Below are 23,996 nucleotides of genomic sequence, written 5' to 3'. Positions count from 1 at the left end.
CAGATCCGGGGGCGGTGCGTCCCGGCGCGTCACCCCGATGACCGCCACCGGTAGCCGGGATCGACCAGGATGGGCGGGTGGCCGGTCACGGCCGCGACGAGGAGGGTGGGCGATGCGGGTACGTGGACGGTTGACCTGGGGGCGGCGCGCTCGTGCGGGGGCGGCGCTGACCGCGCTGCTCGCTGGCGCGGTACCGCCGGCCGTCGTGCTGACGCCGGCCGCCGCGGTGGCGGGTGCGGCGTCGGCCGGGACACCTGTCTGCCAGGTACGCGACGACCGGCTCCGCGAGATCTCCGGGATGGTCGCCACCGACGACGGGTACGTGGTGATCAACGACGGGGCCGACGACGAGGCCCGCCGCCGGATCTTCTTCCTCGACCAGCGCTGCGCGGTGGTCCGGACGGTCTCCTTCCCGTCCCAGCCCCGCGACACCGAGGACCTGGCCATCGGCCGGGACGGCACCATCTGGGTCGCCGACATCGGCGACAACGACCGCTCCCGGCCGACGGTCGGGGTGTGGCGGCTCGCGCCGGGGGCGAAGCAGCCGGTGCTGCACCGGATGACCTACCCGGACCGTCCGCACGACGCGGAGGCGCTGCTGCTCGACGCGTCCGGGCGGCCGCTGATCATCACCAAGGGCGGCAGTGGCGCCGTCTTCCTCTACGCGCCGACCACCGCGCTGCGGCCGGACGCCCAGACGCCACTGGCCGCGCTCGGCCAGGTGACCCTGCCGACGACCACGACCAGCAACCCGTTCTCGTTCCTGGGGCGTGCGGTGATCACCGGTGCGGCGAGCGCGCCGGACGGCCGGCGGGTGGTGCTGCGCAGCTACGCCGACGCCTTCGAGTACGACGTGCCCGACGGCGATGTGGTCCGCGCGTTGACCGCCGGCACCCCCCGGATCACCCCGCTGCCGGACGAGCCCCAGGGCGAGTCGATCACCTACAGCCGCGACGGCGGGTCGTTGCTCACCGTCTCCGAATCCGCCGGTCAACCGGCCACCCGCCCGACGATCCTGCGCTACCCCGCCACGGCCAGCGCGGCCACCGCCACACCTCCGACGGAGTCCGTTGCCCCGGTGGCGCCCACGGCGGTCCGGCCGGCCGCCGCTGAGGCCGGCGGCGGGGATGGACGGACCTGGCTACTGGCGGTGGGCGCCGGGACGCTGCTGGTCCTGCTCGGGCTGGCCGGTGTGCTGCGGTGGAGGTACACCGCGCGTCGGTGAGCGGGACTGGGCCGTGCGGCAGGATGGGAGGATGTCCGTCCTGTCCACGTTGCGCCACCCGATCATCGCCGCCCCGATGGCTGGCGGGCCGTCCACGCCAGCGCTCGTGGCGGCCGTATCCGCAGCCGGAGGGCTGGGCTTCCTCGCCGCCGGGATGATCGACACCGGCCGGCTGGTCGCCGACGTCGCCGAGGTCCGCGCGCGCACCGATCGGCCGTTCGGCGTCAACCTCTTCCTGCCCGACTCTGGCGGCGTCGACGAGGCCGCCATCCAGGCGTACGCCGAGCTGCTCGCCCCGCAGGCCGCGCGGCGCGGGGTGCGCCTGGGCGAGCCGGTGGGCGGCGACGACGCGTACCCGGAGAAGTTGGCCGTGCTTCTCGCGGACCCGGTCCCGGTCGTGTCCTTCGTGTTCGGGCTGCCCGACCGGGCGGCAGTGGCCGCCCTGCGCGAGCGGGGCACCGAGGTGTGGGCCACGGTCACCCGCCCGGACGCCGCGACCGCCGCCGCCGACCTGGGCGTGGACGCGGTGGTGGTGCAGGGCACCGAGGCCGGTGGGCATCGTGGCGGTCTGCCGGACGATGACGACTACGCGCTGCTGCCGCTGCTCCGGCTCGCCGCCGCTCGCTGCGATCGCCCACTGGTGGCCGCGGGTGGCCTCGTCGACGGCCCCGCGGTGGCCGCCGTGCTGGCCGCCGGCGCCGCCGCCGCGCAGCTCGGCACGGCTTTCCTGCGCTGCCCGGAGGCGGGTAGCTCGCCGATGCACCGGGCGGCGGTGGCCGGTGCCGCGCCGACCGCGTTGACCCGGTCGTTCACCGGCAAGCGGGCTCGTGGCGTGGCCAACGACTTCCTGCGCCAGCACGACGCGGTGGCACCGCGCGGTTACCCCCAGGTGTTGCACCTGACGCGTCCGCTGCTCGCTGCTGCCCGCAGCGACGGGGACGCATCGGTCGCCAACCTGTGGGCCGGGCAGGCGCATCCGCTGGCCCGGGAGCTGCCGGCGGCGGAGGTGGTCGCCGAGGTGAGCGCCGACGCCCGGGCCGCGCTGTCCACAGTGGCCGATCGGTCGCGACGCTGGGGCTGACCAGGGGCACCGACAACCGGCCAGGGCGGGCGGGACAGACCGCTCGGGCAACCCGTTAGAGTCTCGCCGTGATCGAGATCGGTGCCCAGGTCGACCTGTCCCACCCACCCGGCCGGGTCTGGCTCGCGCTGACCGATCGGGAGTTGCTCGGCCGGTGGTTCGCCGAGGCCGAGACGGTCGAGGGCGTACCGGACCGGATGGTGCTGCGCACGGCCGGCCTGCCCGGCTTCGAGGCCAACGTCGAGGTCGAGGTGACCGAGCGCGAGGAGCCGGAACTCCTCGTGCTGGCCTGCGACCAGGCCGGCCGGCTCAGCGAGCTGACCTGCACGGTCACGGCCACGAACCAGGGTTGCCGGCTGGAGCTACGGGAGGTCAGCACGCACGGCGCGTGGTCCGCCGAGCAGCACGGGCCACGCGAGCAGCAGCTTCGGCAGGCGCTTACCGTGCGGCTGCCGGCCATCCTCGACTGGCTCGCCTTCCAGCAGGTCGACCTGCGGCGCGGCGACGGTGGGTTGACCGCGGAGCTGCCGTTGATCGGCCTTCGTGGCAGGGCCGGCCGCAACCCCCGTCGGCGTCGCACACTGATCGCCGTGGTGGCCGGGGCCGTGCTGGTGGCGGGGACGGCGGCATGGGTAACGTTGCCGCCCGACGAGTCGACGCCGACGTCCGCCGCGCTGATACCGACGACGGCTGGCGAGTCTCCGACCGCGACGGTCGGCAAGGCCACGGTCGTGCCCACCGCGACCACCTCGGCGCGTCCCTCGCGGACCACCACCGCCTCGGCGACCACCCGCCCGAGTCGTACCCCGTCGTTGAAGCCCACGCCCACCCCGACGTCGGCGGCGCCACCCTCGGCGTCAGCTGGCACAGTCGCTCGCTACGAGACCGAATCCACTCGACTTTTCGGCTACACCGGGGAGATCGTGGTCGACAACCCGAGCGGCGCACCGATAGCGGATCGGTCCGTGGTGATCACCCTCGCCGAGGGCACCACGGTCGATGACGTCGACGGGGCGAACTGGCGACAGAACGGGCGGACGATCACCTTCTTCGGGATCTCCGTGGTGGCCCGGGGGTCCCAGCGGATCAGCTTCGACGTCCGCGACAGCCGGCCGAAGGCTCGGGAGCCGGAGAGCTGTACGTTCGAGGGAAACCCCTGCGCGGGCCTCTGACTAGGCTGCCGGCATGGCACTGCTGCACAAGGCGACCCTGCGCCCCACGAAGCTCGACCTGCTGGCGACCTGGCTGCCCGGCCGACCCTGGTTCGCCGGGCCGACCGGCGTCGAGGTGATGAGCCGAGGCGCCTACCGCTTCGACGACCCGGCCGGCGAGGTCGGCATCGAGACGATGCTGGTCGGCGTCGCCGACGGGCCGGTCCACCATGTTCCGCTCACCTACCGCGCCGCGCCTTTCGACGGTGCGGACTCCTGGTTGGTCGGCACCACCGAGCACTCGGTGCTCGGCCGGCGCTGGGTGTACGACGGCTGCGCCGACCCGGTGTACGCCGCCGCGCTCGCCCACGCGATCCTCAGCGGCGCCGGCCAGGCGGAGCAGTACGTCGAGGTCGATGGCCGGCGCGAGGTGCGTGAGCCGACGGTGACGGTCGTCGTCGACGGCGCCACCGACGCCCAGCAGCCGGCCGTTGGCGCGTTGCGACGGGTGGTCGACGAGGACCGCACGCTCATCGCCACCGACACCGTCGAGCTGGTCGTCGTGCGCCGGCCGGGCACCGGGGCGACCGGGTCAGCCGGGGCCATGCTCAGCGGCAGCTGGGACGGTCAGTCGACGACCGTGCCGCTGGCGTACGCCAGGACGCGCTGATCTGTGGGTGCGGTGGGCGGCCCGAGCATCGGGCCGCCCACCGCGTTCACCACTGCGCCGGAGGAGGGGGCGGCGACACGGCTGGCCGGTCGTCGCAGGTGATGGTGTTGGGCAGCAGCCACGGCGCGAGCCACCCGCCGTCGTTACCGCCGAGGTCGGTCAGGGTGAACTCAGAACCGGCCGGGCTGAAGTGGAACGATCCGCAGTTGTTGACGCCGACCGCGCCAACGTTGCGGGCGTCCACGTTGGCGAACGAGGCGGACCCCTCCGCGCGGGCGCTGACGACCGAGGTGCCGGTGCCGTCGACCCGGACGTCCCGGAAGCGCACGTTGTCGATCGAGTAGAGATCCTTCACCGGCCAGTCGCTGACCAGCATGATCGCGTTGTACGTGTTGTCCAGGTACGCGTCGCCGGTCACCTCGATGGGCGTCTCGATGCTCCGGTCCAGGGCGAAGACCCAGATCGCGCCCAGCCCGATGTTCCAATTCAGCTCGTAGGTGCCGGCGCGGGCGGTGGTGTTGTTGGTGAACCGCAGGTGCCCGGTGAACGGCTCCGCGCCGAAGCGGGCCCCGGCGTGCAGACCGCTGCCCTCGCGTACCGGATCGGCGACGAGGTTGTGCGAGACGGTGGTGTCGGTGCCGCCGTAGATGGCGATGCCGTTGGCCAGAGTTGGTGACTGCACGGTGTTGTGGTCGAACGTGTTCCGCGCGTTTGCCGTCTTCTCCGACCACATGGCCAGGCCGTCGTCGCCGGTGTTGCGGACGAAGTTGTGCGCCACCAGGGAGTCGGTCACGCCGGTGTGGAAGTTGAGCGCGTCGGCGATCTGGTCGACGATGATGTTGTTGGTGACGCGGACGTTGCGCATCGGCCCGTCGAACCACAGGCCCGCCTTGGTGTGGTGCAGGTAGAGCCCGTCGATGGTGGAGTCGCTCATCGCCCCGCCGACCCCGTTGACCTGGTCGGTGTCGATGCGCTCCCGCACGTCACCCTCGATGGCGAAGCCGGAGAGGTGCACGTTACGGCTGCCGCCGTCGGCGGCGTCCCGCCCGTAGAACCCGACTCCGGTGTGCACCGAGCCGTCCGGGGCGGGGGTCGGCAGGGCGACCTCACGGCCCTTGATGATCGTGTACCAGTTGCCGGCGCCCTCGATGGTCACGTCGTCGACGATGATGTGTCGGTTGACCTGGTAGGTGCCCGGCGGGACGTACACCTTGAGGTGGGTGCGCCGGGCGAAGGCGATGGCCCGGTCCAGCGCGTCTGCGGAGTCTCGTCGGCCGGTGGGGTCGGCGCCGAAGGCGAGCACGTTCGCCGCGAGCAGCCGGACGTGCGGCGGCGCGACCAACTCGGAGTCGAGCAGGTCGATGACGGTCCAGGCGGCAGCGCTACCGGGCGGCGCGGTGAGCCGGATCTTGTCACCGGCCCGGTAGGTACGCCCGAGCAGCAGCCGCTGCTCGTCGTAGAAGTGGGTGGGCCGGAACGGCTTGTTGATGCTCGGGTACGGCGTGGTGGCCGACGGCACGCACTGGCACTCGGTGATCCACCAGTCCGGGTGCAGCAGCCCGGCCTGCGGGTCGTTTGTGAACGGATACTGGTTGTAGAGCCACGAGTACTGCGACGTGAGCGTCATGGTGCGCACGTGCTTGCCGTTGACCGCGACCCGCAGCGGTGCGGTGATCCCACCACCCTGTGGGGCGTCCGGGATGCTGTACCGCACGGTGATCCCGTTCGCCGCGCTGGGCAGGACGAACTCTACGTACTCCCCGGGGGTGAGCCGGACCGCCCGGCGGCCGGAGGCCTCGGCGGGCAGCGTGTAGGCGCTCCGGTCGGGCCCGATGATCTCGCCGTTGGTGCGGGCGTTCTCCGCCTCCTGCTCGAGGAAGTCGACGTCTGCGCCGCGTCCGGCGACCAGCGCCGGATCGAGGGCGGCCCGGGTGACCACCGGCTGCGCGCCAGCGGACACGGGTGGACTGGCGGCGGCCATGGTGGGCCCGGCGACGAGCACGGCTAGCCCGGCCGCGAGCGCGGCGGCGGTGCCGCTGGGCCGGCCGGGGCGTCCCCGCGCCGGCATGAGGCTGCGAAACATCGGTGACCCTCCTGGGTGGGTGGTGGTGGAGGTCCGTCCGGCGCTCCCCCGACGCCCGACATTGATCGTCATGATGCAGCACCGGGCATGGCGCTGCAAGACGCCTATCGAACAACGAAAATAAACGACTATCAGGCCGCAAGAAATGGACGGTCGTCGAGTTGAGGTGTCGCGCGTCGTCCGCCCCGACCAGCTCATGCCCGGCGTAGGCTGATCCGCGTGGATCAAGAAGACCGGATCGCCCTGTTCCTCGACTACGAAAACCTGGCGTTGGGCGCGCGCGACCATCGCGGTGGCGCGGCCTTCGACTTCCGGCCCATCGCCGACGCGCTGGCCGAACGAGGCCGGGTGGTGGTCCGCCGGGCGTACGCCGACTGGTCCTTCTTCGACGAGGACCGCCGGATGCTCACCCGGTCCCACGTCGAGCTGATCGAGATCCCGCAGCGGATGGGGGCATCCCGGAAGAACGCCGCGGACATCAAGATGGCCGTCGACGCGATCGAGTTGGCGTTCGAGCGCGACTACATCTCCACGTTCGTGATCTGTAGTGGGGACAGCGACTTCACCCCGCTGGTGCACAAGCTGCGCGAGCTGAACAAGCGGGTGATCGGCGTCGGGGTCGAGGGGTCCACGTCGGGGTTGCTCCCCCCGGCGTGCGACGAGTTCCTCTACTACGACCGGCTGGAGGGCGTGGACATCCCGCCGGCCCGGGGTCGGCGTGCTCGTCCCGCCACCCGGCAGACCGGCGCGGAGCAGCGCCCAGCCGAGCCGGAGCGGGAGGTGGACCGTCGCCCGGAGGGTGACGAACCCGAACGGGACGTGGACGCCCTCGCCGTGCTGGTCGCCCAGTCGGTCGCCGGGTTGCAGGGCAGCGCCAACGGTGACGTCACCGCCTCCCGGCTCAAGCGCACCCTGCTGCGCAAGGACCCGACGTTCAGCGAGTCCGACTACGGCTTCCGCACGTTCGGCGAACTGCTGCGCCACCTCGCCGAGCGCAACGTGATCGAGCTGGCCGAGGGTCCGGCGAAGGGTGACCCCGAGGTCTCGCTGCCCGAACACGGCGACCGTGAGGTGGCGTTCGGCCTGCTCCGAGGCGTCGTGGCGGACCTGGGCAGCGGCGGCAACCCGGTGGCGTTGTCCGGGTTGAAGAACCAGGTACGCCGGGCCCGCCCCGACTTCAGCGAGAAGAAGCTCGGCTACCGCAGCTTCCTCCAGTTCTGCAAGGCCGCCGCCACCGCCGGCGTGCTAGACCTGCGCTGGAGCCCCGAAGCCGACGACTACCTCCTGAAAACCCAGCCCTGACCCCGGCCTGCGTGCGTTGATCAAGAGGTTTGCGTCACGGATCGCGTACCCCGATGACGCAAACCTCTTGATCAACAGGGGCTGAGGGGTGGGAGTTCCTGATTTGCAAGTCAGGGGCGGGATAACTGCCCGTTGTGGTTTCGAACTCCCAACGGTTGACCCGAAATACGCCTGAATTGTCGGCCTTACCCTGGTCTGGGCATACCTGCGCCATACCCTCGGCGCGGGAATTGCTATACGGTCGGCGAATGAAGGTGGAGGAGCACTGGTGGAACGGAGACACGACCCCGCGCGGGCGCAGGGACGTGTACATCCGTACTGACGGGCAGGGTTGGGAGGTTCGCGCCCAGATTGGTGGGGCGTCGGGCCGTGAGCGGGTGCAGCAGTGCCCCAGCCGGGCCTCGGCGGCCATCCTCGCCGACGCCTGGCGCGGCACCCACCCATCCTGGCGCGAGCTAAAGCAGCGCTGATCCGGCACCGGGCCGGGTCGGCAACGCTCCCGGGCTTCAGCCCGGCGCGCTCCGCCGACCGGCCCGGCGCTCGGTACACCGGGTCGCCGAAAGCGCTCAGCTCGCAGATCACGTCAAGCTCCGCGGTCACCGCCGCAGCGTGATCCGATGGAAGGTGCCGAACGAAGGAACCTTCACATGCCCCATACCTACCGGCGGATACCGCGAGGTGGCCGAGGACCTCGCCGCTCGTAGCAAGAGCGGCGAGTACGCGGCAGGGGAGCGTTTGCCCACCTATAACGAACTCTCAGACCTCTACGACGTCAGTGTGACCACGGTCCAACGGGCGATCATTGTTCTTCAGACACGCGGCTTGGTGGTGGGGCTTCAGGGCCGCGGCCTGTGGGTCGCCGAGGACATCCGGTCTCCTTGATCACTTGATGAGGAGTAGTTCCTGGTGGACCGATTCGACTACTCAGCATCGAGTGATCAGGTGATGAAAAATAGGTCCTGGTGAGCGGATTCAGCTACTTTTCATCACTTGATCAAGGGGCGGCGGCGGACGCTCGTGTCTCCGCCGTCAGCCCGGGTACACGGAGAGTTGCCGGTCGCGCCCGATGGAGGTCGCTCATGTCGCAGGGCCCGGACGAGGAGAACCCCAGGCTCGACGCAGAGGTCCGGGAGGCCGAGCGTCGGCTCGCCAACCTCGCCACCTCGTCGGACGACGCGCTGACCGACGACGACGCCCGGGTGCCGGACGACGCTCCCTCCGAGGAGAGCGCCGACTAGGGCCTGCCCGGCCGGACAGGCCCTAGAAGGGCTCAGCGCTTGAGCGTGAAGGTGAAGTCCCCGGAGAGCTTGCCGCTCAACCGGAGTGCCGAAACGACCTTCCCCTCCGTGATCAGTCGATCGACCTCGGCCCGGGAGAGGCCGAAACCCGCTGCGATCAGTCGGGTCGGCCGAACCGGGATCCGCGCCGCGTTGCGGACCGCGACGTCGATCACGTCGTGGTCCAGGTGATCCGATCGGCCGGTGTCGAGACGCCAGGCGCCGGTCCAGTCCAGGACGAATCGGTTACGGCGCTGAACGGCCGGATCCTGAAGCAGCTCGGCGGCCAGGCCAAGATCGTTGGCATGAAGCCGGTCCAGCAACTCGGGTGGGATGGAGCGCACGGTCATCCGATCCAGGACGGTGAGCTTCGCCGTGTCCCCGCACTCGGTGCAGAGCGCGAGAAGCCAGACGTCGAGGAGCTTCTGGTTGGCGTTGACGCGGAACTTGCCGTTCGCCCGAAGGCGTAGGGATGCGCACGCGTGGCAACGACGGTTGATGATGGGCAGGCAGGTGGGCACGACGGCCCAATTTTTGAGCACAGAAGTACACCGGTTTCAGTGAGAAGTCCGCAGCAAAAAGGAGCGCGGCGCTCGTGCGCGACGCGCGACAGATCAGCTCTCGGGAGGTCTCACAGGGTGTACAACGGCACGTCCTTGCCTAGACGACCTGGTTGCGCAGCACCGTAGCGGCGCACAAGAGCGCCGTTCCACTGGTTTTCGCGCGCACCCCAAGAGCCCGGGTGGCGCAACGCGCCGCCCAGGCTCCGGTCAGGCTCCGGTCAGGCGGTCGGGACCGGCAGCACCACGCCCTCGGCCGCCGAACGGTGCGCCAGCTCGATCAGCTCGACAGTTTCGACCGAGCCCCGCGGGTCCACCGGCATCGGCGCGCCGTCGCGCAGCGCCGCCGCCACCTGCGCGTAGAAGCTCTGGTACGCGCCGGGCTCGGTCGGCACCGGCCGCAGGTCACCGTCGACGCCGAGCAGGCCGTAACGCTCCGGCGGGACCTCGCCCCAGCCCGGCTGGCCCGGTCGGCCGCCGGCGTGCAGCGCCGCCTCCTGCACGTCCAGCCCGTAGCTGGTGTAGCCGGCCCGGTCGCCCAGCACCCGCAGTCGCGGCCCGAGTTGAGCGGTGACTGCGCCCATCCACAGGTGCGAGTGCACCCCGTTGGCGTGGGTCAACGCCACGAAGGCGTCGTCATCGGCAACCGCGCCCGCGCGGCGACGGTCCACCTCCGCGTAGACCCGATCGACCCGGCCGAAGAGCTGCACCGCCTGGTCGACGAGGTGGGCGCCGAGGTCGAAGAGAGCGCCGCCGGCCTCCTCCGGAGCGGCAAGCTCCCGCCAGCCCGGCTTGATCGTCGGACGGAAGCGCTCGAACCGGGACTCGAAGCGCAGCACCTGCCCCAACTCGCCCTTCTCGACGAGGCGGCGGGCGGTCAGGAAGTCACCGTCCCAGCGCCGGTTCTGAAAGACCGTCAGCGGCACTCCACGCTCGGTCGCCTCGTCGATCAGCGCGCGGCCTTCCGCGGCGGTCGGGGCGAGGGGCTTGTCGACGACGACCGGCAGGCCGGCGGCGAGCGACGCGCGCGCCATCGGCACGTGCTGCCGGTTCGGCGTCGCCACCACGACCAGGTCCAGAGCGTCCGGCGTACGCCACAGTTCGTCGGCGTCGTCGACCAGGCGGGCGTCCGGGAAGTGCTGTCGGGCCTGTTCGCGTCGCTGCGGATCGCGGGTCACGATGGCGTCGAGCCGCAGCCCGGGGGTGGCGGCGATCAGCGGCGCGTGGAACACCCGCCCCGCCAGCCCATACCCCAGCAGACCAACCCGCAGCGCCTCCGCCATGCCGTGCCCCCATCTCCCCTGGTCCGCGCCTCGATCTGGCGCTGGTACCGCTGTGCAGAATCTACGCCCGGGATGATCGGAGGTGATCTCGGCCCGTCAGCCCACTGGGTCGGCGCGCAGGTAGGTGAGGACCGCGAGCACCCGACGGTTGGTGTCGTCGCTGGGCGGCAGGTCGAGCTTCAGCAGGATGTTGCCGACGTGCTTGCCGACCGCCGCTTCGCTGACGTGTAACCGGCCGGCGATCGAGGCGTTGGACCGCCCCTCGGCGAGCAGGGCCAACACCTCGCGTTCCCGGGCGGACAGCGCGGCGAGCGGGTCGCGCGGGCGGTGCAGGAGTTGCCGGACCACGTCCGGGTCGATGGCGGTGCCGCCAGCGGCGACCCGGCGCAGCGTGTCGACGAACTCGGTGACCTCGGCGACCCGGTCCTTGAGCAGGTAGCCGACCCGTTGACCGTCGCCGCTGTCCAGCAGCGCCGCCGCGTACCCGGTCTGCACGTACTGGCTGAGCACCACGACCGGGAGGTGGGGACGCTCGGCGCGCAGCGCGACGGCCGCGCGCAACCCGTCGTCGCGGCGGCCCGGCGGCATCCGGATGTCGGTCAGCACCAGGTCCGGTTGGTGTTCGCGGGCCGCCGCCAGCAACTCGGGGGCGGAGCCGACGGCCGCGCACACCGTGAAGTCGAAGCGGGTCAGCAGCGCGACAAGGCCCTCCCGCAGCAGCACCTCGTCCTCGGCGAGCACCACCCGGGTCAGCGACGACATGGCAGCTCCACCCGGACCAGGGTAGGACCGCCGGGCGGGCTGGACAGCAGCAGCCGACCGTCCACGGCGGCGACCCGGTCGGCGAGCCCGGTCAGGCCGGTGCCCCGGGCCGGGTCGGCGCCGCCGTGGCCGTCGTCGGACACCTCGACGACGAGGTCACCGCCGGCCCGGGTGAGGCGTACGTCGGCGCGGGTCGCCTGGGCGTGCCGGGCGACGTTGCCCAGCGCTTCGGAGACCACGAAGTAGGCGGTGGTCTCCACGATCTCGGGCAGCTCGACGTGCGGGTCGACGTGCGGGTCGACGTGCGGGTCGGCGTGCGGGTCGGCGTGCGGGTCGACGTGCGGGTCGGCGTGCGGGTCGACGTGCACGGTGACCGGGATGGTGGCGGCGTCGGCCAGCTCGCGTACGGCGCCGGCCAGGCCGAGGTCGGTGAGGCTCTGCGGGCGGATGCCGTGCACCAACTGCCGCAGCATCACCATCAGGCCCCGGGCCTGGTCGTGCGCCACGGCTAGGGGTCGGGAGGCGGGGGAGTCCGCCGGCACGTCCAGTCGGGCCAGGCCCAGTTGGAGGGTGAGGCTGGTGAGTCGGGGCTGGGCGCCGTCGTGCAGGTCACGCTCGATGCGGCGTCGCTCGGCCTCGTACGCGCCGACCAGTCGAGTGCGCGAGCGGGTGACCTCGCGCAGAGCAGCCGCGTCCACCGGGTGGGCCAGCAGCCACCGGGCCACGGCTGCCTGGACGGCGGCGAGCAGACCGAGGGCGTACCAGAGCACCGGGATCAGCAACACCCCTACGATCGCGTACGGAATCGCCTCGCCGGTGCTGTCGATCGGCTGCCAGATCACCACCGGCTCGTTGGCGTCGCCGGCCAGCCAGGGGCTGGTGACCATCCCGAGGTCGAGCAGGACCAGGATCAGGAACACCCAGTACGCGATCGGCGTGAACCCGCCCAGCCAGAACAGGTACGCCACCTCCCGCCAGGTCGCGGCGCCGCGGTAGCGGGCGACCAGGCCCGGCCACGGCGACGAGGGCAGCGGTCGGTCGTCGACGAGCCGGACCCGCCACCGCTCGACGGCGGCCACCGCGAAGCTCAGGAGCGGGGCCAACGCCAGCAGGATGATGCTGCCGGTGATCAGGAACAGCATCAGCGCGATGCTCGGCGGTCGGCCGTGCTGCCGGAGCGTGCTGATGACGGGCAGCATGGGTCCGCCGATGATGAGCAGCCCGACGCCGAGCACACCGGCGATCGGCACGGTGGTAACCAGGTAGGCCAGCGCCCGCCAGGGCCAGGCGGAGAGCAGCCAGCGGCGGCGGCGCAGCGCCTCGGCCAGGTGCGAGGGGTGTTCCGGGGTCATGCGACAGACGCTAATCGGGGGCGAGGGCCGACCCCAGCCGTCCAGATCCACTTTTCCAGGTATGCCCAGCACTACCCGTCGAACGGGTGTGCGCGGTCCGGAAACGGGAAGAACGCGCCGTCACGCGGCCCGCGTGACGGCGTGCTGGCGGCGGCTGGAGAGACATGGGTGCCAAAACCTTCGTGGTGGTCGGCGGGACCAGCGGTCTCGGCCTCGCGGTGGCCCGACTGCTTGTCGATGAACATCAGGTCGTGGTGTTCGGCGACGTGCCGGCCGAGGTCGCCGCGGCGACCGACGGGCTGGGTTGCGATGGGGTGGTCTGCGACATCTCCTCCTACGAGCAGGTCCGCGACGGTTTCGCCGAGGTGGTGCAGCGCTACGGCACGATCGACGGGGTGGCGGCCTGCGCCTCGATGTGGGCGGGCGGCGAGCTGGGGGACCTGTCGGTGGAGCACATCCGCCGGGCCGTGGAGATCAACGTCTTGGGCATCACCTACCTGCTGCGGGAGGCGGTGCAGCACCTGCACCGGCAGGGGCACGGGAACGTCGTGTACATCGGCGCGCTGGCGCTGGCGGCACCCCGGCCCGGCATCCCCGTCTACCGGGCCACCAAGAGTTACGGCAACAGCCTTGTCGACTCGCTGGCCGAGGCCCAGCACAGCAACCGGGTCAAGGTGATGCAGCTGCATCCCGGGCCGATGCCGACGCGGCTACAGGAACGGGTGGGGGCCGAGTTCCTGGACGAGGTGTACGCCATGCCCGAACAGGTCGCCAGCGAGGTCGTCCGGTTGCTGCTGCTCGAACCCGACGACCTCTACGTCTCCGGGGAGCGCGTGCTGCGCGCGGACGGGCGGTGGTGACGGCCGCAGCCGGACCCGCCGACCGTCCGGCCTCGGCGTGGGCGCCGCTGCGTACCGCGGTCTACCGCAACCTGTGGCTGGCCCTGCTCGCCGCCAACATCGGCACCTGGATGCAGACCGTCGGCGCGCAGTGGCTGTTGATCCACCACTCCAACGCCTCCACCCTGGTCGCGCTGGTGCAGACGGCCAGTCTGCTGCCGGTGCTGCTGCTGGCGTTGCCCGCCGGGGTGCTGGCCGACAGCTTCGACCGCCGGCACCTGCTGATCGCCGTGCAGCTGTTCCTGGTGGCGGTGGCGGTGGCGTTGACGCTGCTCACCCTGACCAACCGGATGCCGCCAGCGCTGCTGCTCACCCTCACCTTCGCGTTCGGGGTCGGGCAGGCATTGACCCTGCCGGCCTGGGCGGCGGTGATCCCGGAGCTGGTGCCGCAGGACCAGCTGCGATCGGCGTCCGCGCTCGGTTCGATAAGCGTCAACATGGCGCGGGCGGTCGGGCCGGCGGTGGCCGGCGTGCTGATCGCCCGGACCAACGTCGCCTCGGTCTTCGGGCTCAACGCCGTCGCGTTTCTGATCTTCGCGTACGCGTTGTGGCGCTGGCGACCCCGCAACGCGAGCGCGGTCGAGGTGCCCGAGCGGTTCACCGCCGCGCTGCGCGCCGGTAGCCGCTACGTTCGGCACTCGCCGACCGTACGCCGGCTGTTGCGTCGTGCCCTGGTCTTCGTCATCCCGGCCAACGCGCTCTGGGCGTTGCTGCCGCTGGTGGCCAACCGTCGGCTGGGGCTGGGCTCCGGCGGGTACGGGTTGCTGCTGGCCGCCCTCGGGATCGGGGCCATCGTGGGTGGGCTGCTGCTGGCCGTGATTCGCACCCGGTTGTCGGCCAACCAACTCCTGCTGATCGCCGGAGCGGTCTTCACCGCCGCGCTGGTCGTGGTCGGCACGGTGCGGGTGGTGCCGCTGGTGCTCATCGTCCTGTTGCCCGCCGGGATGGCCTGGGTGACGGTGCTGGCCAACGTCAACGCCGAGATGCAACTCTTCCTGCCCGGTTGGGTGCGGGCCCGCGGGCTGGCCGTCTACCAGGTGTGCTTCGCCGGTGGACAGGCGGCCGGCGCGCTGCTCTGGGGGTTGGTGGCCGACATGGCCGGGCTGGTCGCCGCCTATGTCGCGGCGGCGGTGGTGATGCTCATCGGCACCGCGACGAGTCGGCTCTGGCCGTTGCCGGACCTGCGGACGATGGCGAACCGTGAACCGGCGGCCTACTGGCCACAACTGCACCTGGCGCACGAGCCAGACCCGGGGGTGGGGCCGGTGCTGGTGACGGTGCAGTACACCGTCCGGCCGGAGCGGTCCCAGGGGTTCCTTGCGGCGATGGACCTGGTGCGTGGCGCGCGGCAGCGGACCGGCGCGATGCGCTGGGGGCTGTTCCGGCCGGCCGAGACGACGGACCGCTTCGTCGAGGTGTATCTGGTGCCGTCCTGGGACGAGCACCTGCGCCAGCACGGCGGCCGGTTGACCGGCGAGGACCGCGCGGCCGAGCTACGGGCCCAGGAGCTGACCGACGGAGAACCGGTGGTGCGACACCTGCTGCCCGCCGCCGCCGGCCCGACGTTCTCCGACGACCGCGAGGCAACCTGACGCACGCCTCGGCGCGCACGCTCGGGCAACGCCGGCCGCGCAGACGTACCGCGTACGGCCGCGTTGTTAGGATGGCCGCACCATGGCGAGTGAGCGCAAGGCGACCGCGGACCCGGCTCGCAGCCTGGCTATTCTCTGGCGCACCCGGGAGCCGACCAGCCGCAGCGCCGGCCCGGGGCTCAGCGTCGACCGGGTCGTCCGCGCCGCGATCGACATCGCCGACGTCGAGGGCCTCGACGCGTTGACCATGCGCCGGGTCGGTGCGGCGCTGGGTGTCGGCACGATGTCGGTCTACACCTACGTGCCGGGCAAGGCCGAACTCGTCGCCGTCATGATCGACACCGTGTACGGCGAGATGCCACGCCCCACCGTCGAGGGAGACTGGCGGGCCCGGCTGGAGCGGATCGCCCGCGACAATCTGGCGCTCTACCAGCGGCATCCCTGGATGCTGCGGGCCGAGACGACCCGGCCGGTGCTCGGCCCACACCTGATGGCGAAGTACGACTACGAGCTCGGCGCGATCGTCGACATCGGGCTCACCGACGTCGAGATCGACGCGGTGCTCACCCTCGTGCTGGGCCATGTGAAGAGCGCCGCGCGGGCCGCCTCCGAGGTGGTCGACCTGGAGCGCGAGACCGGCATGACCGACGGCCAGTGGTGGCAGTCGCACGCGCCCTGGCTGGAGACGTTCATGACGGCCGGCGCGTACCCGACCGCCGCCCGGGTCGGCACCGCGGCCGGCGAGCAGCACGGCGCCGCGTACGGCCCGGAGTACGCCTTCGAGTTCGGTCTGCAACGCGTCCTCGACGGGATCTCGGTGGTGGTCGCCGAGCGGGCGGCCAACCGCTAGCCGACCGCACCGCTCGCCGCCGGCCGCTGGGCTCGGCGGAACCGACTCGGGCCCGGCCGTCCGGGTGGTACGACTGGGGCGGCGGTGGCAGCCGCGGGCCGGGGAAGGATGGCGATGGCGGGCGAGCGCGGCGACAAACCGCGAAGGCACGACATCGTGGAATTGCGGGTGCACGGAGTGTCCGGGGCGAACCCCGCGGTCATCCTCGACCGGGCACCGGTCCACCAGGTCGCCGGCGACGACAGTGGGGGCTTCCACCGCGCCGACCGGGCGGACGGCACCGACCCGGCCGGGGTGACGCTTGAGGCGTACCGCTGGGGTGACCTGCCGTCGGGCACCGTGGCCCGGACCCTCGCCCTGGTCTTCCTGCTGCCGTTCATGTTCAGCAACGTGGCGGTGTGGATGCGGCCCACGGGCCGCAGCGCCGCCGGGGTGACCGTGCTGTGCCGGCTCCTCGCGCTCAACCTCACCGTGCTGTACGTGGTGTCCATCGCCGGGGTGGCCCTCGACCTGCTCGCCTGGCAGTGTCTTGGTGCGGCCCGCTGCCGTGCCCCGTTCGACACGACGGCCGGGCTCGACGGCCGGCACGTCGGGCAGCGGCTGGCCTTGCTGGCGCTCCTGCCGATCGCCGCCATCGGGTTCCTCCGACTTCTCGGCACCCGCCGGTCCCGCCCGGCCGGCAACCCGCTGTGGGCAGTGGAGCCGCTGGTGCGGCGGCTGCGAGCGATCCACGTCGCCGCCGCGCTCGCCGTACTCGATCTCGTGCTGCTCACGGCCCGCCGCGCCGGTGGCGCGACGTTGGTGACGACGCTGCTGCTGACACTCAGCGCGGCGGTGCTGCTGGCCTGCGTCATTCTGCTCGCCACCCCGGGGCTGATCGACCGGGCCGCGACCGCGCGAGCGGCCGAACTGACCGCTCGCACCACTGGCGTCGTGGCGGTCGGCCTGAGCGTGGCGACCCTCGTCATCGTCGCGCGCGCCGAGCGTGACTGGTCGTCGTCGGCAGGGCTCCCCGGCTATGGCGGGATCGCGGGTGGGGCGCTGCTCGGTCAGATGGTCCTGCTGGTGCTGCTCAGCGGGTTGGTGCTGTGGCACCGGGGTCGTACGGGCGGCCGGGCCGCGCTGCGGCGTGGGCTGGGTGCGGCGGTCATCGCCGCCCTCGCCGTCGGCCTGGCCGGCGCGCTCGCCGCCGGCCTCGTCTACCAGGCGGGGGAACTGTTTGGCGGGTACCGCGCCGACGGTGGGCCGCCAGCGGCGTACCGCTGGACGCTGCTGGCCTTCTTCCTGCATGTGGTCGCGGCGGCGCTGCTGTGTGGTGCCCTGACCCTCCTGTCGCGACGTCGACGGCGTCGTGCGGCGGCGGCGATCAGCCGTCGCGACTTCCCGGTCGTGCCGCCGGAGGCGGCCGGGCGGCTGCGGTTGGTGACGCGGGCCGTCGCGCGGGCACGGTTCACCGAGTGGCTGGGGCTGCTGGCCGCCACGTACGCGGTCCTCGCGGTGATCGGACTGGCCACGAGTCTGCTGGGGGGTGCCGGGCGTGAGCCGGAGGAGTTGGCGCGGCAACTGCTCGGGCTGCCGGCCGGAGCTGTCCAGATGGGGCTCACGGGAGGTGCCTACCTCGTTGCCGCGGTGCTTCTCACCCTGTTCGCGAGTGGCGTCTTCGCCTACCGGAGCACGTGGTTCCGCCGGCACGTCGGCATCCTGTGGGACCTGGGCACCTTCTGGCCCCGGGCCGCACACCCGTTCGCACCCCCGAGCTACGCCGACCGTGCGGTGCCGGAGTTGGCCGACCGGATCAGTCGACTGGCCGAGCGGCACAGCGGGGTGCTGCTCTGCGGGCACAGCCACGGGTCCGCGCTGCTCGTCCTCGCGGTGCTGCGGCTGCCTCCGCGCGTACGCCAGCGGGTCGCGCTGCTCACCTACGGGTCACCGTTGGACCGCCTGTACGCCCGGCTGTTCCCGGCCTACCTCAACGAGAAGGTGCTGCGCGAGGTGGGAGAGCGGGTCGAGTGGCGGTGGCTCAACCTCTGGCGGGACACCGACCCGGTTGGCGGCTGGGTCTTCGCCGCACGCCGGCCTGGCGATCCGCCCCCGGACCCCGCCGACCCGGCGGGTCAGGTCGACCGGCGGTTGCGCGATCCTCGGGACCTGCTGCCGGCACCGGGGGAGCGGTCTGCGCCGCCGCTGCGGGGGCACCATCCGGGCGAGACCGATCCCGAGTTCCGGGCGGCCGTGCGCGAACTCGCCGGACGCCTGCGTGGTCGGGGCTGAGTCGTCGAAGCCGCTCAGCGGTCCTCGGCCATCCGTTCCGACTCCGAGACAACGGTGCGGATCTTGCGCAACGTGGCGTCGGGGGCGTGCACCGCCGTACGCCACCGGTCGAGCGTGCGGCTGAGCACCCGGACGACGAACTGCAACTGGTTGACCTGCTCGCGCAGCAGCCCCAGCTCGGATCGAGAGCTCAACGCCTCGCCCTCCAACTCGGTGATCCGCATCTGGAGCGGTTGGACCAGGGTGAGGGCGGCCTCGGTGAGGGTGTCGGCAGCGTCGGCCTTGAACTTGCCGCGCTGTGACACCACGGTGGCGATGGCAGCCAGGCCAGTGGTGCCACCCAGCACGCCAAGCAGGCTGAGCAGCACCTGGACCCAGTGCGGCGCTTCGGGCGCCGGAGCGGATATCACGTCACACCTCCTATTACCCGTCGATGCGTCGAGCACTGGTGGCCCTTGGCCATGCAGCGCAGGTCGATGGTGATCTGGGCGGCACGCCAGAAGGACCCGGCAGGCACCGCGGCGATCAACGACGCGGCGACGATGCCCTGTTGACCCGCGACCGCCACCAGCGCCACCGCGTACATGCCGGTGATGGTGCCGAGCACCAGGACGGCCGCGAGCTCGACACCGAGGCCGGTGGAGAGCTGGCCAGGCCACAGAATGCCCAGTAGGCCGCCCAGGCCGACGACGATCAGGGCGATCTCCCAGCCGGCCTGGAGGGGCTCCGGCATGGACAACTGGACCGACGGCGGCCGGACGTCCAGCACGAGCAGCAGCACACCGCAGATGGGCGTCATGACCAGCGCGGCCACCTCGAACGGTTGGTGCTTGGCCCGTACTCGTAAATTTCTCACGGCAACTCCCTGGTCGAGAACCGGCATTCGACCGCCAGCGGCTCGTGGGCCGGGGCCGCGTCGAGGTTCCCGAGCGTGGAGGCCGGTCTGCGGTTGAGCCCGTGCTGGCGGCGCGTGCGAAGAATCGATTGGTTGAGGAGATGAGGCGACGCGCCGTCGTTGGCTGCCGATATCTGCCTGTGTATCACCGTTGAGTGGTTAGCGTCCACCTGGTGTTACGTCGCATATAAGCAGGTCAGAGCCGTGTCGAACGGTTTGGTCCAATCGAGTGCGGGCAGCCCGGCCGCGCCGCTTCGCCCATTACGTAACGTGTCGCATATATTACTTAAGGCGATGGTGGCGTGACCGGGCCGCCGAGCGGTCAGCGGCCGAGCAGGGCCCGCACCGCCCGCAGCACCTCAGCCGGCGCTTCCTCCGCCATGAAGTGCCCGCAGGTGACGGTCCGGTGCTCCAGATCAGGAGCCCAGGCCCGCCACACCGCGGCCGCGTCGTAGCCCAGTGCCGCACCCCAGTCCTGCTGGAGCACGGTCACCGGCATCCGCAGCCGGTTGCCGACCGCCCGATCAGCGGCGTCGTGGTCCACGTCGACCCCGGCCGATGCCCGATAGTCGGCGACGATCGAGGGAACCGCGTTCCGGGAGGCGCGCAGGTACGCGGCCCGCACGTCCGCCGGCAGGGCCTCCCGATCACGCGTCCAGACGTCCAGGAAATGACCGAAGAAGGCGTCCGGGCTGCCGGCGATCAGCTGTTCGGGCAGGCCAGGCGGCTGGGCCATCAGGTACAGGTGGAAACCGACCGCGGCGCTGGTGCCGTGCAGCACGTCCCACATGTCCAGGGTGGGCAGCACGTCGAGCAGGGCGAGCTGGCTGATCGCCGCCGGATGGTCGAGACCGGCCCGGAACGCGACGAGGGCACCCCGGTCGTGCCCGACCAACGCGAACCGTTCGTGGCCGAGCGTGCCCGCCAGCGCCACGATGTCGGCGGCCATGGTGCGCTTGGCGTACCCGGTGCCGTCGGTGTCGACGGGTTTGTCGCTGTCGCCGTAGCCGCGCAGGTCGGGGCAGATGACGGTGTGGTCGGCGGCCAGGTCGGCCGCGACGTGCCGCCACATGAGGTGGGTCTGCGGAAAGCCGTGCAACAGCACGATCGCTGGGCCGGAACCGCCCACGGCGGCGTTCAGCGTCACACCATCGGCGACAGTGACGCGCCGGTAGTCGAATCCGATGATCCTGGAGTCCATGGGGAACCTTCCTGGTGAGCAGTGCGGTGGCCCGTCGCCGCCGTACCTCGTCGAGCCTGCCCGGCGGTGATCAGCAGACGGTCAGCGTCGAATCAGTGCCGGCCGGCCGTCGCGCCTAGATTGGTGCCATGACCAGGCAGCTGACGGTGCCCGTCGCGGTGACCTTCGGCGTGCTCGGGCCGGTGCTCGCCGCGACCGAGCGCGGCCCGGTCGCGCTGCGGGGGCACCGGCAGCGCCTGGTGCTGGCCCGGCTGTTGATCGCACACGGCCGGGTGGTGCCGGTGGATCGTCTCGTCGACGACCTGTGGGAGGTCGCACCGGACGGCGCGGTAGGCGCCATCCGAACGTTCGTCGCCGACCTGCGCCGGGCCCTGGAGCCCGACCGGCCACCCCGACAGCCGCCCCGGATCCTGGTCACCGAGCCACCGGGGTACGTGCTGAAGGCCGCCCCGGACGCGGTGGACGCCGGACAGTTCGAAGCGGCCGTCGGGGAGACAGCCCCGCTACTGGCGGCCGGACGTCCCGCGCCGGCCCTGGCCGCGCTGGACCGGGCACTCGGGCTCTGGCGCGGGCCGGCGTACGCCGACTGCGCGAACGAGACCTGGGCGGTCGCCGAGATCAACCGACTGAACGAGCTGCGGATGCTCGCCGTCGAGCGGCGGGCCGAGGCGCTCCTGGCGTTGGGCCGGCCAGACGAGGCCGCGGCGGACCTACCGGCGCACCTGGCCAGTTACCCGCTGCGGGAGGACGCCTGGCGGCTGCTGGCGGTGGCCCGGTACCGCGCCGGCCGGCAGGGCGACGCGCTGGCCGCGCTGCGGGATGCCCGCAACGTCCTGGTGGCCGAGCTTGGTGTGGACCCCGGTCCCGAGCTGCGGCGGTTGGAAGCCGACATCCTGGCTCAGGCGCCGCACCTCACCCCGCCCCTCGACCGAATCGTCACGTCCAGCCCCGCAGAACTCGTTCCCCCCGTCGAGGCGGGACAGCGGCCGTTCGTCGGCCGCGACGCGGAGCTGCGACGGCTGCGGCGAGCCGCCGAGGCCGCGTCCCGACGCCACCAGCCGACCCTCGCCCTGCTCAGCGGCGGCCCGGGCGCCGGCAAGACCGCGCTGGCCGAGACGTTGACCCAGCAACTCGTCGCCGAGGGCTGGACCACTGCGTGGGGACGCAGCCCGGAGTATGAGGGCGCCCCACCGGCCTGGCCGTGGACGCAGATCGTCGACACGTTCGCCGAGCCGGCTGACACCGCCGCGGCCACCGGCCCGGCCGACCCGACCGGGGCACGGTTTCGTCGACGCCGGGCGGTGGCGTCGCTGATCTCGGCGGTCGCCGAGCGAGGGCCGGTTCTCCTGGTCCTCGACGACCTGCACCGCGCCGACGGTGACACCCTGGACCTGTTGACCGCGCTGCTCACCGGCCCGCAGCCGGCCAGCGGGCCGGTGCTGATCCTCGGCACCTACCGGGCCACCGAGATCAGCCCGGAGTTGACCGCCACTCTCGCCCGCGTCGCCGGACTGGAGCCGACCCGGGAATATCTGGCCGGCCTGTCCGCGCCAGCGACCGGCGAGTTGGTCCGGGCCATCGTCGGGACGGAACTGAGCCCGGCCATCGCCCGGTTGATCCATCACCGCAGCGGCGGCAACCCGTTCTTCGTCCGCGAACTGGCCCAGCTCTACGCGGGCGAGGGAGAGGCGGCGCTGGCCGCCGTGCCGCCCGGGGTACGCGACGTGATCCGGCACCGCCTGGCACAGCTGCCCGACTCGACCCGTACCGTGCTGCGGCAGGCAGCCGTGCTCGGCCGGGACCTCGACCCGGACGTGCTGAGCGCGTTGACCGGTGACCCGACGGCAGCGCTGGACGCCGTGGACCACGCACTACAGGCCGGGTTCCTCACCGAACGGGAATCCGACGGCCTGCTGCGCTTCACCCACATCCTGGTCCGCGACACGCTCTACGCCGACCTGTCCGCGTCGCGCCGCGCCGCCTGGCACGCGGCCGTCGCCGAGGTGCTGCGACGGCGGGAACCCACCGAACCCGCAGCTCTCGCGTACCACCTGCTGCGCGCGGGTGGGCCGGTTGCCGCCGCTCGCGCGTCGGCGTACGCCCGCACGGCGGCCGAGCGGGCCGAACGGGGTGGCAACCCCCACGAGGCGGCCCGCCTGTGGGGGCAGGCGATCGACGCGTACGACCGCGCCGGTGGAGTCGAGCCGCGTGAACGGTTGACCGCGCTGCTCGGCCTGGGCCGCTCGCTGGCGGTGACGGGTCGGCTGGTCGAGGCGCGGCGGCGGCGAGCCGAGGCGATCAGCGCTGCCGAGTCCGTCGGTGATCCTCTGCTGATCCAGGAGGTGCTGGCGGGTTTCGACGTGCCCGCCATCTGGACGCGCAACGATGACGACCTGCTCTCCGTGCACATCGTTCGAGCTGCCGAACACGCCCTGACCGCGCTTGGGTCGACCGGCTCGGCGCAGCGCAGCCGGCTGCTGAGCACCCTCGCGTTGGAGCTGCGCGGCACCACCACCGACCGTGGCCGTCGTGCTGCGGACGAGGCCGAGACGATCGCCCGGGCCGTCGGCGATTCCGGGCTGCTGGCCTTTGCGCTCAACGCCCGCTTCATGCACGCCTTCCACCGCGTCGGTCTGGCCGGTGCGCGGGCTCGGATCGGCGGCGAGCTTGTCGACCTGGCCGCCCGGCACCACCTGGTGACCTTCGAGGTGCTCGGCCACCTCATCCTGGTCCAGGCCAACTGCGCGCTGGCCGACGGGCCCGGCGCCGACGCGCACGCGCGCGCCGCCGACCGCCTCGCCGAGCGGTACGAGCTGCCGCTGGTCGGCGTCTTCACCCGGTGGTACGCCGCACTGCGCCTGGCGCTGATGGGCCGGTCGGCCGCGGCGGCGGACGCGTACCGGCTGGCTGCCGACCAGGTGAGCGCCGACGACATGCCGGGGTTGACCCGGGGGCTGCTTCCGCTCGCCCTGCTCGGCCTGCGGCTGGCCGACACCATCGGCGACGACCAGCCGACCGCCGGGCCCGGTGCTGCCGCCGGGCCGACCCCCGGGTCCGGCGCGCAGGACTGGGCGGCTCTGGACTGGGGTCCGCACGAGCCGTGGGTCCGGCCGTTGCTGCTGGCCGCCGATGACCGGGACGCGGCCGCGGCCGCGCTGCGGGCTGTTCCGGAGGGGCCGCACGATCTGCTGCGCGAGGTGCGACTCTGCCTCGTCGGCCGGGCGGCGTGCGCCCTCGATGACCGGGCCACGATGACCCGGGTCTACGCCGAACTGCTGCCGGCCGCCGACGAACTGGCCGCCGGCAGTGGGGTGCTCACCGTCGGCCCGGTGGCCGGGCATCTGGCCGACCTGGCCGCCGCGCTGGGCCGGGACGAGGAAGCGGCCGGGCACCGGCGTACGGCCCGCGCGGTCACCGCCCGCGCCCGTGCCGCCGCCTCCGGGCCCTGAGCGTCCTCCGCCGTCACCGCGACTTGCCGGTTTGGGCCGGAACCAGCCGGCGGGTGCGGTCAGATGGAACCACCGGCGCGTCCACCGTCGGCC

21 protein-coding genes are annotated in these 23,996 nt (G+C 72.3%); 13 read left to right on the top strand and 8 right to left on the bottom strand.

Annotated features, from left to right (window positions below):
- Positions 1 to 112 precede the first annotated feature (112 nt).
- The 4 genes from IF46_RS0116980 (at position 113) to IF46_RS0116965 (ending at position 4,127) form a co-directional block, all read left to right on the top strand.
- A complete protein-coding gene (locus tag IF46_RS0116980; protein WP_232234067.1) occupies positions 113 to 1,225 on the top strand; it encodes an esterase-like activity of phytase family protein in 1,113 nt (370 codons plus the stop codon).
- A 31-nt stretch (positions 1,226 to 1,256) separates the two neighbouring features.
- Positions 1,257 to 2,306, top strand: a complete 1,050-nt coding sequence (locus tag IF46_RS0116975) for an NAD(P)H-dependent flavin oxidoreductase (RefSeq protein WP_030489328.1) — start codon at positions 1,257 to 1,259, stop codon at positions 2,304 to 2,306.
- Positions 2,307 to 2,374: 68 nt separating this feature from the next.
- The gene (locus IF46_RS0116970; RefSeq protein WP_030489327.1) at positions 2,375 to 3,478 is read left to right on the top strand and encodes an SRPBCC domain-containing protein; all 1,104 of its coding nucleotides are present in this window, start codon (positions 2,375 to 2,377) and stop codon (positions 3,476 to 3,478) included.
- A gap of 13 nt (positions 3,479 to 3,491) precedes the next feature.
- Positions 3,492 to 4,127 (top strand): CG0192-related protein, encoded by a 636-nt coding sequence (locus tag IF46_RS0116965; RefSeq protein WP_030489326.1) that lies wholly within the window; start codon positions 3,492 to 3,494, stop codon positions 4,125 to 4,127.
- Positions 4,128 to 4,173: 46 nt separating this feature from the next.
- Here IF46_RS0116965 and IF46_RS0116960 read toward each other — a convergent pair whose 3' ends face one another.
- The gene (locus IF46_RS0116960) at positions 4,174 to 6,210 is read right to left on the bottom strand and encodes a glycosyl hydrolase family 28-related protein (RefSeq protein WP_030489325.1); all 2,037 of its coding nucleotides are present in this window, start codon (positions 6,208 to 6,210) and stop codon (positions 4,174 to 4,176) included.
- 219 nt (positions 6,211 to 6,429) lie between these two features.
- On the opposite strand from IF46_RS0116960, the gene IF46_RS0116955 reads away from it, so the two are divergent.
- The 4 genes from IF46_RS0116955 (at position 6,430) to IF46_RS34420 (ending at position 8,750) form a co-directional block, all read left to right on the top strand.
- Positions 6,430 to 7,512, top strand: a complete 1,083-nt coding sequence (locus tag IF46_RS0116955; RefSeq protein ID WP_030489324.1) for a PIN domain-containing protein — start codon at positions 6,430 to 6,432, stop codon at positions 7,510 to 7,512.
- A 248-nt stretch (positions 7,513 to 7,760) separates the two neighbouring features.
- Positions 7,761 to 7,982 (top strand): hypothetical protein, encoded by a 222-nt coding sequence (locus tag IF46_RS0116950; RefSeq protein ID WP_030335934.1) that lies wholly within the window; start codon positions 7,761 to 7,763, stop codon positions 7,980 to 7,982.
- A 208-nt stretch (positions 7,983 to 8,190) separates the two neighbouring features.
- A complete protein-coding gene (locus tag IF46_RS0116945; protein WP_232234066.1) occupies positions 8,191 to 8,394 on the top strand; it encodes a winged helix-turn-helix domain-containing protein in 204 nt (67 codons plus the stop codon).
- A 197-nt stretch (positions 8,395 to 8,591) separates the two neighbouring features.
- Entirely contained in the window at positions 8,592 to 8,750 is a 159-nt protein-coding gene (locus tag IF46_RS34420; RefSeq protein ID WP_157563107.1) for a hypothetical protein, read from the top strand.
- 32 nt (positions 8,751 to 8,782) lie between these two features.
- Here the strand turns inward: IF46_RS34420 and IF46_RS0116935 are convergent, their stop codons facing one another.
- The 4 genes from IF46_RS0116935 to IF46_RS0116920 all read right to left on the bottom strand — a co-directional run bounded on the left by IF46_RS0116935 (position 8,783) and on the right by IF46_RS0116920 (position 12,746).
- Positions 8,783 to 9,331: a DUF1062 domain-containing protein gene (locus IF46_RS0116935; protein ID WP_030489322.1), complete on the bottom strand. Its 549-nt coding sequence runs from the start codon at positions 9,329 to 9,331 to the stop codon at positions 8,783 to 8,785.
- Between the two features lie 239 nt (positions 9,332 to 9,570).
- Positions 9,571 to 10,632: a Gfo/Idh/MocA family oxidoreductase gene (locus IF46_RS0116930; protein WP_030489321.1), complete on the bottom strand. Its 1,062-nt coding sequence runs from the start codon at positions 10,630 to 10,632 to the stop codon at positions 9,571 to 9,573.
- Positions 10,633 to 10,728: 96 nt separating this feature from the next.
- Positions 10,729 to 11,394, bottom strand: coding sequence for a response regulator transcription factor (locus IF46_RS0116925; protein WP_030489320.1), 666 nt, complete (start codon positions 11,392 to 11,394; stop codon positions 10,729 to 10,731).
- A complete protein-coding gene (locus IF46_RS0116920) occupies positions 11,382 to 12,746 on the bottom strand; it encodes a sensor histidine kinase (RefSeq protein ID WP_030489319.1) in 1,365 nt (454 codons plus the stop codon). Before IF46_RS0116920 ends, IF46_RS0116925 begins: the two co-directional genes overlap by 13 nt.
- Before the next feature lie 164 nt (positions 12,747 to 12,910).
- Here IF46_RS0116920 and IF46_RS0116915 point away from each other — a divergent pair, with 164 nt between their 5' ends.
- The 4 genes from IF46_RS0116915 to IF46_RS0116900 all read left to right on the top strand — a co-directional run bounded on the left by IF46_RS0116915 (position 12,911) and on the right by IF46_RS0116900 (position 18,358).
- Entirely contained in the window at positions 12,911 to 13,606 is a 696-nt protein-coding gene (locus IF46_RS0116915) for an SDR family NAD(P)-dependent oxidoreductase (protein ID WP_030489318.1), read from the top strand.
- Positions 13,600 to 15,237, top strand: a complete 1,638-nt coding sequence (locus tag IF46_RS0116910) for an MFS transporter (RefSeq protein WP_030489317.1) — start codon at positions 13,600 to 13,602, stop codon at positions 15,235 to 15,237. Before IF46_RS0116915 ends, IF46_RS0116910 begins: the two co-directional genes overlap by 7 nt.
- Positions 15,238 to 15,319: 82 nt before the next feature.
- Positions 15,320 to 16,087, top strand: a complete 768-nt coding sequence (locus IF46_RS0116905) for a TetR/AcrR family transcriptional regulator (RefSeq protein ID WP_030489316.1) — start codon at positions 15,320 to 15,322, stop codon at positions 16,085 to 16,087.
- A gap of 114 nt (positions 16,088 to 16,201) precedes the next feature.
- Positions 16,202 to 18,358: a hypothetical protein gene (locus IF46_RS0116900; protein WP_030489315.1), complete on the top strand. Its 2,157-nt coding sequence runs from the start codon at positions 16,202 to 16,204 to the stop codon at positions 18,356 to 18,358.
- Positions 18,359 to 18,372: 14 nt separating this feature from the next.
- Here IF46_RS0116900 and IF46_RS0116895 read toward each other — a convergent pair whose 3' ends face one another.
- From IF46_RS0116895 to IF46_RS0116885, 3 genes are all read right to left on the bottom strand, one after another.
- On the bottom strand, positions 18,373 to 18,768 hold the full coding sequence (locus IF46_RS0116895) for a hypothetical protein (protein ID WP_030489314.1): 396 nt from the start codon (positions 18,766 to 18,768) through the stop codon (positions 18,373 to 18,375).
- Positions 18,765 to 19,214 carry a hypothetical protein gene (locus IF46_RS0116890; RefSeq protein WP_030489313.1) on the bottom strand — a complete coding sequence of 150 codons (450 nt, stop codon included), beginning with the start codon at positions 19,212 to 19,214 and terminating at the stop codon, positions 18,765 to 18,767. Before IF46_RS0116890 ends, IF46_RS0116895 begins: the two co-directional genes overlap by 4 nt.
- Positions 19,215 to 19,575: 361 nt before the next feature.
- Entirely contained in the window at positions 19,576 to 20,454 is an 879-nt protein-coding gene (locus tag IF46_RS0116885) for an alpha/beta fold hydrolase (protein ID WP_030489312.1), read from the bottom strand.
- 128 nt (positions 20,455 to 20,582) lie between these two features.
- Here IF46_RS0116885 and IF46_RS0116880 point away from each other — a divergent pair, with 128 nt between their 5' ends.
- Positions 20,583 to 23,903, top strand: coding sequence for a BTAD domain-containing putative transcriptional regulator (locus IF46_RS0116880; protein WP_030489311.1), 3,321 nt, complete (start codon positions 20,583 to 20,585; stop codon positions 23,901 to 23,903).
- Positions 23,904 to 23,996 lie beyond the last annotated feature (93 nt).

Source organism: Micromonospora chokoriensis (genome assembly GCF_000718555.1).
GTDB lineage: Bacteria > Actinomycetota > Actinomycetes > Mycobacteriales > Micromonosporaceae > Micromonospora > Micromonospora chokoriensis_B.
This window is presented reverse-complemented; position numbering and strand designations above follow the sequence as displayed.